This is a genomic window from Pantoea sp. UBA5923 (genome assembly GCF_002431095.1).
Taxonomy (GTDB): domain Bacteria; phylum Pseudomonadota; class Gammaproteobacteria; order Enterobacterales; family Enterobacteriaceae; genus Pantoea; species Pantoea piersonii.
On the sequence record NZ_DJDN01000012.1, the window covers coordinates 959 to 1,773 of the forward strand.

At 58.7% G+C, this 815-nt stretch carries 1 protein-coding gene; it reads left to right on the forward strand.

All coding sequences use genetic code 11. From position 1 onward, the window contains the following. Nucleotides 1-180: 180 nt before the first annotated feature. Nucleotides 181-815, forward strand: a 635-nt coding sequence (locus B3797_RS02590) for a uridine diphosphate-N-acetylglucosamine-binding protein YvcK (protein WP_311790299.1), incomplete at its 3' end; no start/stop codon positions are given.

The following is an 815-nucleotide window of genomic DNA, read 5'->3' on the forward strand; positions in this document are numbered from 1 at the left end:
AACATGGGCGACATGGTTGGCAAATGGTAGCGCGAATTTTGCCGCTCTGCCATCACCTAATTTCGCTATATATATTGATACATAACGATTTTTCGCCGCATTTTCGCGGCAGTAAGGTTAACATGACCCGCTAAAAGCAGCGCCGGTACGGTAAGTCGGCAGCGGGTGTAAAGAGGAAATATGAACCGAACTTTGTCAGACCTGGATCGCGTGGTAGCGCTGGGTGGCGGACACGGCCTTGGACGCGTGATGTCCGCCCTGTCGCCGCTGGGTTCGCGCCTGACGGGCATTGTCACTACCACCGATAACGGTGGCTCCACCGGACGCATCCGCCGTTCCGAAGGCGGCATCGCCTGGGGCGACATGCGCAACTGCATCAACCAGCTGATTACCGAACCCAGCGTCGCCTCGGCGATGTTTGAGTATCGCTTTGCCGGCAACGGCGAGCTGTCAGGTCATAACCTGGGCAACCTGATGCTCAAGGCGCTGGATCATCTCAGCGTCAGGCCGCTGGAGGCGATCAATATCATTCGCAATCTGCTCAAGGTTGACGCCTTTCTTATCCCGATGTCGGAGCAGCCGGTGGATCTGGTGGCATTAGACAGCGAGGGCAACATGGTTTACGGCGAAACCGATATCGACGCCATGAAACAGCCGCCGCAGGAGCTGATGCTGCACCCTAACGTCGCGCCGACGCGTGAAGCGCTGGAGGCGATCGCCGAAGCGGACCTGATTTTGATCGGCCCCGGCAGCTTTTACACCAGCCTGATGCCGAGCCTGCTGATGGAGGAGATGGCGCGCGCGCTGCGCCGGAC